This is a genomic window from Blautia faecis, assembly GCF_027662325.1.
Classification (GTDB): domain Bacteria; phylum Bacillota; class Clostridia; order Lachnospirales; family Lachnospiraceae; genus Blautia_A; species Blautia_A faecis.
In genome coordinates this window covers 1-9,632 of the sequence record NZ_JAQDKY010000048.1, presented here as the reverse complement: position 1 = coordinate 9,632, position 9,632 = coordinate 1, and the positions used below count along the sequence as shown (strand labels likewise).

Here is a 9,632-nt window from a genome sequence, read left to right as displayed (position 1 = left end):
ACAGACAGACAGACAGACAGACAGACAGACAGACAGGAGATTTAATATGATTTCGAGAGCAAAGAAATATGTGGCAGTATTACTGGCTTTTGTATGCGTGTGTATGATATTTTCTCCCCAGACTGCATATGCAGCCGAGGACAGTTCGCAGCATGAAACTGTCAAAGTCGGTTTCTTTGCCATGGATGGTTATCATGTGATGGATGAAGAAGGCAACCGCAGCGGGTATGGCTATGATTTTCTTCGGCTGATGGCTCGTTATTGGGATGTAGATTACGAATATGTTGGATACGATCAGAGCTGGGATGATATGCAGCAGATGCTTGAAGATGGCGAGATTGACATGGTAACATCTGCCCGCAAAACACCGGACAGAGAAGAAAAGTTTGATTTTTCACGTCCGATCGGAACCAATTATGGGATGCTGACCGTCCGCAGTGACAACAGCACGATTGTGGACGGCAATTACAGCACTTACAACGGTATGCGTGTGGCGCTTTTGAACGGAAACACCCGGAATGAAGAGTTTGCGGATTTTGCAGACGACAAAGGATTTACATATGTTCCATCTTATTTTGATACGACCACAGAAATGAATGAAGCCCTTCAGAGCGAAAAAGTTGATGCGATTGTTACCAGTTCTCTGAGAAAAACAAACAATGAGCGAATCGTGGAGAAATTTGGCAGCAGCGATTTCTATGTCATTGTTAAAAAGGGCAATACAGAATTGCTGAATGAGATCAATTATGCGATCGATCAGATGAATGCGGTTGAGGGTGACTGGAAAACGACGCTTTACAATAAAAATTATGAAAGCATAGAAACTAAGAATCTGGAATATACGGAGAAAGAAAAAAGTATTATTTCACAGTATTCCAAGGACAACCCGCTTCATGTTCTGTGTGATCCGACCCGTTATCCATATTCTTATAATGAAAATGGTGAGATGAAGGGTATTATCCCGGATTACTTCCGGAAAATTGCAGACTATGCCGGGATTTCCTATGAGTTTCTTACACCTGCTACCAGAGATGAGTATATTGCTTATCAGAAAAATACGGAAACCACAGATATGAGCATCGATGCACGCCTGGAAACAGATAACTATGCTGAGACGAAAAAATGGGGGATTACTGCACCTTTCATTACGATGCAGCTGGCAAGGGTGACACGGCGTGACTTTGATGGAAAAATTAATGTTGTTGCTACTGTTGACCAGACAGCATCAAATTCAATTGAAGATGCAATGGCACCCGGTGCAGAAAAACTGATGTGCAGTACCCGACAGGAAATGATGGAAGCTGTCCGTGAGGGTAAAGCAGATGCTGCCTTCGTCTACTATTACATGGCACAGGCGTTTGTGAACAGTGACACTACGGGCACCATGACATATACTCTGCTGGAACAGCCTACATTCACCTACCGCATGGTAATTTCATCAACTGAGAACCATGCGCTGGCTGGTATTCTGACGAAAGCAATGTATGCCATGCCCCAAAATCTTGTTGAAGATCTTGCAGCACAGTATACCACATACAAAGCAACAGAGCTGACATTTGTTGACTGGATCCGTCTGCATCCTGCTGTTACTGTTTGGGTTCTTCTTATTTTTGGATGGCTGCTGACTGCTATGGCTGTGATAATGGTGCGTCTCAGTGCAAGAAAAAAAGCTCAGAAGGCGGACCAGGAGAAAGCTGAGGAAATGGCGGAACTGGCAGAGCATGCACAGGCTGCAAACAAGGCAAAAACAGCATTTCTGTCACATATGTCCCATGATATGAGAACACCGATGAATGCAATCATGGGATTTACCGGTATTGCAATGAAAAAAAATCCTTCAGACGAAGTGAAAAATTGTCTGGAAAAGATTGATGAAAGTTCAGAGTATTTACTGTCGCTGATCAATGATGTATTAGATCTGACTCGCGTGGAAAGTGGAAAAGTGAAATACAATCCGGTACCGGCAGATTTGAAAAGTATCACAGATTCTGCACTGGATATTACAAAAGGCTTTCTTACGAACAGGGATATCAGCTTTAAGATCCAGCGTGAAGAAGTAAAGATCCCAAATGTACTTGTGGATCCTGTACGTCTGCGAGATGTGCTGGTTAATATTCTGAGCAATGCCGTGAAGTTCACTCCGGATGGAGGGACGATTACATTTGAAGCCCGGTGTCAGGAAAAGGGCGGGGATGGATATATAAATATGCATTACCGCATTTCGGATACTGGTATTGGCATGAGTGAGGAATTTACAAAAGAAGTTTTTGAGGAATTTGCACAGGAAGATTCCGATGTGAGAACGCAGTACCATGGAGCTGGACTGGGGATGGCTATCGTAAAGAAGTATGTAGATATGATGGGTGGAACCATTTCCGTGCAAAGCAAAAAGCATGAGGGAATCACTTTTACTGTGGATATTCCTCTGGAAATTACAGATAAGGAATGTAATAAGTCAGACACAGGTTTTTCTGAAAAGGTAAATCTTACAGGTGTGAAAGTCCTTCTTGCAGAGGATAATGAGCTGAATGCAGAAATTACGACCGTGCAGCTGGAAGAGTTTGGAATGAATGTAGAAAGAGCTGTAGATGGAAAGAATGCTGTTGAGATTTTCAGGAATCATCCGGAAGGCACATTTGATGTAATCCTGATGGATATCATGATGCCTGAAATGAACGGTTATGAAGCGGCAAAAGCAATCAGGGCGATGAATGACAGACCGGATGGAAAAAACATTCCTATTATAGCAATGACAGCCAATTCATTTGCTGAAGATGTTCAGGCATCACTGGATGCAGGAATGAATGCACATTTGTCAAAGCCGATTGTGATTGATGAAGTTATAAAAACGATTTTAAGGTATATACATAATTGATTAGCAGATGTTCATGAATTAGTGGAATACAATTGACAGGAGGACTAGAGCGTGTTTGAAAAAGGCTTTCTGCAAGATGTGCGTCACAATTTGTGGGAGATTTCACCCGGATGAGGGCGCCGTAGCGGGCTACGGCAACCGAATTCGGGTGAAATATACCGCAAAGTGGGGCGTGCAGATTGCAGGAATGATTTTTCAAACACGCTCTAGAATATGACAATGCGAGAGTGCTATGAAGCTATTGGAGGAAAAGAAGTATATGAGTTGACGATTGAAGAAATTAAGAAGGGACTGTAGCATTAAGTGATGCGACATGACTTTCTGTCTTGAATCAAGTGCTTGGAAGATCATAAAAAACGAGTGGATAAAGGAAATAAAAAATATGGATAAAAGACAAAAAATCCTGATTGTAGATGATTCAAAATTAAACAGGGACATATTGAAGGAGATTCTCGGAGAAACTTATAATTATCTGGAAGCTGAAAATGGTAATCAGGCAATCCAGATGATAGGAGAAAATATTGGAATTGATCTGATGCTTTTGGACATCAATATGCCACAGATGAATGGTTTTGAAGTTTTGAAAATAATGAAAAGAAGCCAGTGTATTGCTGAAACTCCTGTAATCATGATATCTTCTGAAGATGCTGTTGATACTATGCGTAAAGCATATGAGCTGGGAATCACGGATTATATCACACGACCATTTGATTCTGTGATTGTAAAGAAAAGAGTTCAGAATACTTTGGGCCTCTATATGAATCAAAAGCATCTGATAAATGTGGTTTATGATCAGGTTTACGAAAAAGAAGAAAATAATAATATCATGATCCGGATTATGAGTAATATATTGGGGTCCCGTAATAGCGAGAGCAGAGAACACATCCTGCATATAAAAACAGCAACGGAGATGATGCTGAGACAACTGGTAAAAGTAACAGATGCTTATCCTTTGACAGAGGCAGATATTGCTTTGATTACAACTGCTTCTTCCCTTCATGATATTGGTAAGATTCGTATTCCGGAAGAAATATTGAATAAGCCAGGCAGACTTACAGATGAAGAATTTCAAATTATGAAAACTCATAGTGAGCTTGGCGCAGTTATAATTAAGGATATGGACTTTCCGCAAGATCATCCACTGGTGCATACTGCATGGGAAATCAGCAGATGGCACCATGAAAGATGGGACGGAAAGGGTTATCCGGATGGCTTGAAAGGTGAAGAAATACCAATCTCTGCACAGGTGGTATCAATTGTCGATGTTTATGACGCACTTACAAGTGAAAGATGTTATAAGAAAGCATTTGATCATGACACAGCGATTCAAATGATCCTGGATGGGCAATGTGGACAATTTAATCCCATCCTTCTTAAGTGCCTGAAAGAACTGGGTATTCAGCTTTCAAAAATGCCTGGTAAAGAGACGGATGATAATAAACATTATCATGAAATACAGAGACTTTCGAATGAAATACTTAGTGATAAATTCTTACCGAACCAGATATATTCACAAAGTCTTGTCAAGGTCATGCAGGAAAAAATCGATTTCTTCAAAGCGAACAGTGGCATAAATTCGATTGATTACAATGCAAGTTCGGGCCAATTAACTATAATAAATGAAAAACAGAAGATGATATACCAGAAAGATGATCCGGGAATTGATTTATTCAAAGTGTTTGAAGTGAGTGAAGAAGATATTCAAAATATCATAGATTTGTTGGAGCAGACCTCAATAAAGAATAAAGAAATTTCATTACAGATAAAAGCAAGACTTGAAAACAAAAGACAAATGTATAATCTGAAACTGCACACATTGTGGACTCCATTAAAAAAAGATGGCTATATTGGAATTATCGGGTATTTTGATCCTGTAAAATAGAAAAATGCAAATTTAGTGTAATTACAATGCCATGTAAAGGGATAAAAATGAATAAATCAGTATTGCAAAGGGGTATCATTATTATATTGTGCAGTTACATCCTTTTTTCAATCTGTCCGGTTTATGCTTTTGCAGCAGAAAATCAGAAAGAGAGAGTTGTCAGGATTGGTGTACCGGAAGATACATATGATAAGATAAATGGAAATGGAAAAAGAAGCGGATACGGCTATGAATATCTGCAGAAAATCGCAGGTTATACCGGGTGGAACTATGAATATGTAGATTGTACATGGGAAAATTGTTTCGACAAATTAAAAAATGATGAGCTGGATATGATAGAAGGAATCTCTTATACGGAGGAACGGGCAGAGAATATGCTTTTTTCCGGTATTCCAATGGGAGACGAAAGATATTATGTCTTCGCAAAACTCGATCATACAGACATCTCATCCTCAGACACTGCATCTTTTAATGGGAAAAAGATTGGAGTGCTTATGGATTACCTGCCGGAAATGGTATTGAACGAGTGGGAAAAGAAATATGATCTGCATACACAGCATGTCAATGTTTCAAATCCTGAGGATGGTGTGAAAAAAATTGCAGACGGAGAAATTGACGCTTTTGTATCGTTAGAGGATTCCCGTCTGGATGGGTACGGAATGGCGGCCGTAACGAATATCGGAAGTTCAAAAATATATTTTGCAATCGGCCAGAGTCATTCTGATTTAAAGGCAGAGCTGGATAATGCTATGCGAAGGATCACAGATGATGATCCTTATTATGCAGATGAACTGCATAAGCTGTTTCTGTCAGCGGACAGCGTTTATTTTCTGACGGGAGAAGAACATAAATGGCTGTCAGAGCATGGAACGATCAAAATCGGTTATTTGATAAACGATGGCGGGGTCAGTACTCTTGATACAGAAACCGGAAAAGTGAGCGGCCTGATCATGGATTACACCCAGCTTGCGCAAAACTGCCTGGAAGGACAGACTTTGAAATTTGACCTGAAGGGCTATGATTCACAAGAGAATATGCAAAAAGCGTTGCATGATGGAGAAATTGATATGATTTTTCATGTGATGCAAAATACGAATGCTGCCGAAGATCTGGGCTATGATTTAACAGATACTGTCTGGAAGTATAATATGGCGGCTGCAACGGTTAAAAATAGTTTTGATGAAAATGCTGAAAATACGGTTGCGATACCAAGAGAAGACAGTGATTTGAAGTCTTATGTTTCCTACAATTATCCACAGTGGCATGTGAAGGAATATGCTACATGGAAGGATGCAAAGAAGGCTGTTTATAATGGAAAAGCAGACTGCATGATTATGGACTCAGGCAAGTTGGAACAATATTCCGATGATAATAAACTGCATAGTGTTTTTCTGGAAAAGTACGGTATGGTGTCATTTGCAGTCAGACGTGGAAACAGCATGCTGCTGTCTGTCCTGAATAAGACTATAAAAACAATGTCTGCTTCAAAATTCTCCAATGCTGTGTATATGTATGACAGTAATCTGAAGAAAGTTACGGTAAGGGAGTTTATAAGGGACAATTTCTGGGGCTTTACGGTGCTTGTTGTATCTGCTTTTTTGATCGTGCTGATACTGATACTTGGATTACTCCAAAAAGCCAGAATTGCAGAGAAAAAGGCAAAAGAGGCACAGAAGCAGGCAGAAAAGGCGAATAGTGCAAAGACAGATTTTTTGAGACATATGAGCCACGATATCCGGACACCTTTAAATGGAATTATTGGGATGATCAATATATCAGAGCGTTATTGTGGCGATAAGGAAAAACTGTATGAATGTAAAGCGAAGGTAATGCAATCGATGGACTATCTGCAGTCTCTTCTGAATAATGTCCTGGATATCGGAAGAGTAGAATCCGGAACATTGCAGTTGGAACACAAGCCTTTTGATCTGATTGCGATGCTTGCAAAACAGATTTCGATTGTTGAGATAAATGCAAAGGAGTATGGTATCAGCTTTGAAGGCGGAGTTTCCATGAGTACTTTTCATCACAGATATTTTATTGGCAGTGAGGAATATCTAAACCGTCTTCTTATGAATCTTGCCGGAAATGCCGTTAAATATAACCGAAGAGGTGGTAAAGTAATCCTGTATTTCAATGAGATTTCAAGTGATGACAAGACGGCAGTTTTTGAATTTGTATGTTCCGATACGGGACTTGGTATGAGTGAAGAATTTCAGAAACATGCATTTGAATCCTATGCCCGGGAAGGAAAAGAAACAACGAGTGGATATAGTGGTGCCGGACTTGGACTTTCTATTGTAAAAGATATTGTGGACAGGATGAACGGAACAATCAAACTGGAAAGTAAAGAAAATGTAGGTACAACGTTTACCGTCACGATACCACTTGAGATTGATCATAATGCTGAGAAGGAACAGCAAAAAAAAGAGGAAAAGCCTGATCTGTCGGGTAAGGGTGTATTATTAGTTGAGGATAATGAGCTTAATCTGGAAATTGCAAAAATGCTGCTGGAGGATGAAAAGATGGTTGTGACTACGGCAGAAAATGGCAAGGAGGCTGTGGATATTGTTTCCCGATCCGTTCCAGGCAGATTTGATTTTATTTTTATGGACATTATGATGCCGGTAATGGATGGATTAGAAGCAACCAGACAGATAAGGACATTGAACCGTATGGATACAAAAGAGATACCAATCATTGCCATGACAGCTAATGCATTTCAGGATGATATCAGGAACTGCATAGATGCCGGAATGAATGCACATATTGCAAAACCTATTGACAGTAAAAAAATAGAGGATACGTTGCAAATGGTTTTAAAGTAGAAACTACAGTAAGACAAATTCGATTGCCAGAAAAGGAAGAAAAATGATGAGTAACAAAAATAAGAGCAGGATGCGGCAATATGGAAGTCTTTTGTTGTGCAGTATTCTTTGTGTTGTGTTTCTGGCAGCCCCGGTCAGGGCGGCAGATTTAGATGAAGATATTGATGCGACAGAGACAACTAAGACAAATGTAACAGCGAAACCACAATCCGAGGTGGTGAAAGCGGCATGGTATGAAGATTCTTATCATATCACAGACAAAAATGGAAGTCGGAGTGGTTATGGATATGAGTATGAGCAGGCGGTTTCTGCCTATACCGGATGGGATTATGACTATGTCACTGGCAATTGGGAAGAATTGTTGAAAAAGCTGCAGAATGGTGAGATTGACCTGATGAGTTCTCTGTCCTATACGGATGAACGTGCAAAAACAATGCTCTTTTCCGACATGCCTATGGGAGAAGAAAAATATTATCTGTATGCAGATCTGGCAAATTCAGATAAGTGCAGAAAATACGGTTGCTATCGCAAAAGAAAATTCCAAATATAAATGGTATGTTACTTATAATTATCCAGACTGGAATATTAAAGAATATAATTCGATAAAAGACGCGGAGCAGGCAGTACGTAAGGGGAAAGCAGACTGTTTTATCGCCAGGTCCGGACAGGCAATGAAGTATGTCAATGACAAAAAAATGCACAGTGTGTTTCTGACCAAAACAGCAAATACATCATTTGCAGTAGACAAGGGAAATACGATCCTTATGTCAATCCTGAATAAGACTTTGAAATCCATCCAGACTTCAAAGCTGACAGGAGCAGTAGCCATGTATGAAGATTCTTTAAAAAGAGTTACGTTTACTGATTTTGTGAAGGATAATTTCCTGATGGTTATCATTATGTTTTCTCTGGTATTTGTACTGATACTGGGAATGTTCATTTATTTGCTGAAAAAGGCAAAAGCTGCTGAGATGAAGGCAAGAGAATCCCAGACACAGGCAGAAAATGCAAATGCTGCGAAGTCTGCGTTTCTTTTCAATATGTCCCACGATATCCGTACACCGATGAATGCATTACTTGGGTATAACCAGCTGATGAAAAAAGAACTGACAGATCCGAAGCTGCTTCATTATCAGAGGGCGGTCGAACAGTCTGGAAATCTTTTGCTGGCAATTATCAATAATGTACTTGATATGGCTCGTATTGAAAGTGGCAGAGTGGAACTGGATGAAAGCTATGCCCGGATTGATCAGACTGTGGATGAGATAAAAAGTGTATTTGAACCGCAGGCTGACCAAAAAGGATTGAACCTTATATTTGAAACACAGGTGTAGCATCAGCATGTACTGTGTGACATTACAAAAACAAAACAGATTCTGGTAAACCTGATCAGTAATGCAGTTAAATATACACCGGCAGGAGGAACCGTTACGGTCGCTGTACAGGAGTTTCCATGTGAACAGGAGAATTCTGTGAAAATTCAGATAGAGGTTCGTGATACAGGAATCGGAATGAGCAAAGAATTTCTTCCAACTCTGTTTGATTCCTTCTCAAGGGAACGGAATACGACCGTTGGTAAAGTTGCAGGTACAGGTCTTGGAATGGCAATTGTAAAAAAATATGTGGATCTGATGGGCGGCAGCATAGACGTGAAAAGTGAACTGGGAAAAGGAACAGTGTTTACCCTTATCCTGACACAAAAAAAGGCTGACGAAAACTATTACGGGCAGAAATCAGAAAAAACAGATGCCGCGGATATGAAAATCCGTTTACGTGGAAAACATATTTTACTGGCAGAGGATAATGACCTGAATGCAGAAATAGCAATTGCAATACTTGAAGAAACAGGGCTTGTCATTGACCGGGTGGAAGATGGCATACAGTGTGTAAATCAAATAGAGCAGATGCCGGCCGGAACTTATGATATGATTTTGATGGATATCCAGATGCCGAATATGGACGGCTATAAGGCAACCAAATGTATCAGAAATTTACAGGATAAAAGAAAGGCAGAGCTCCCGATTATTGCCATGACAGCAAATGCTTT

7 protein-coding genes and 1 pseudogene are annotated in these 9,632 nt (G+C 40.1%); 7 read left to right on the top strand and 1 reads right to left on the bottom strand.

Annotated features, from left to right (window positions below; genetic code table 11):
• Positions 1 to 2,875: transporter substrate-binding domain-containing protein (locus PGQ38_RS16890; protein ID WP_270432740.1), on the top strand; the 2,875-nt coding region annotated here is incomplete at its 5' end.
• On the opposite strand, the pseudogene PGQ38_RS20200 reads toward PGQ38_RS16890, so the two are convergent.
• A pseudogene (locus PGQ38_RS20200) lies at positions 2,841 to 3,014 on the bottom strand (DUF6783 domain-containing protein); the annotation flags it as partial. The gene PGQ38_RS16890 and the pseudogene PGQ38_RS20200 sit on opposite strands and share 35 nt — an antisense overlap.
• Here PGQ38_RS20200 and PGQ38_RS20195 point away from each other — a divergent pair.
• The 6 genes from PGQ38_RS20195 to PGQ38_RS16865 form a co-directional block, all read left to right on the top strand.
• Positions 2,952 to 3,092: a DUF6783 domain-containing protein gene (locus PGQ38_RS20195; RefSeq protein WP_334304079.1), complete on the top strand. Its 141-nt coding sequence runs from the start codon at positions 2,952 to 2,954 to the stop codon at positions 3,090 to 3,092. The pseudogene PGQ38_RS20200 and the gene PGQ38_RS20195 sit on opposite strands and share 63 nt — an antisense overlap.
• Positions 3,093 to 3,257: 165 nt before the next feature.
• Complete coding sequence (locus PGQ38_RS16885; RefSeq protein WP_270432738.1) at positions 3,258 to 4,757, top strand: response regulator; 1,500 nt, start codon at positions 3,258 to 3,260, stop codon at positions 4,755 to 4,757.
• Between the two features lie 47 nt (positions 4,758 to 4,804).
• Complete coding sequence (locus PGQ38_RS16880) at positions 4,805 to 7,585, top strand: response regulator (protein WP_270432734.1); 2,781 nt, start codon at positions 4,805 to 4,807, stop codon at positions 7,583 to 7,585.
• 43 nt (positions 7,586 to 7,628) lie between these two features.
• Entirely contained in the window at positions 7,629 to 8,135 is a 507-nt protein-coding gene (locus tag PGQ38_RS16875) for a transporter substrate-binding domain-containing protein (protein WP_270432732.1), read from the top strand.
• A complete protein-coding gene (locus PGQ38_RS16870) occupies positions 8,065 to 8,919 on the top strand; it encodes a histidine kinase dimerization/phospho-acceptor domain-containing protein (RefSeq protein WP_270432730.1) in 855 nt (284 codons plus the stop codon). The genes PGQ38_RS16875 and PGQ38_RS16870 overlap by 71 nt, the downstream gene beginning before the upstream one ends.
• Positions 8,920 to 8,931: 12 nt before the next feature.
• Positions 8,932 to 9,632 (top strand): ATP-binding protein (locus PGQ38_RS16865; protein WP_330674530.1); only part of this gene is annotated, 701 nt, incomplete at its 3' end.

Coding starts and splice junctions, on each gene's coding strand:
- PGQ38_RS20195 (WP_334304079.1), top strand. CDS start 2,952: ATGTGCGTCACAATTTGTGGGAGATTTCACCCGGATGAGGGCGCCGTA.
- PGQ38_RS16885 (WP_270432738.1), top strand. CDS start 3,258: ATGGATAAAAGACAAAAAATCCTGATTGTAGATGATTCAAAATTAAAC.
- PGQ38_RS16880 (WP_270432734.1), top strand. CDS start 4,805: ATGAATAAATCAGTATTGCAAAGGGGTATCATTATTATATTGTGCAGT.
- PGQ38_RS16875 (WP_270432732.1), top strand. CDS start 7,629: ATGATGAGTAACAAAAATAAGAGCAGGATGCGGCAATATGGAAGTCTT.
- PGQ38_RS16870 (WP_270432730.1), top strand. CDS start 8,065: ATGCAGATCTGGCAAATTCAGATAAGTGCAGAAAATACGGTTGCTATC.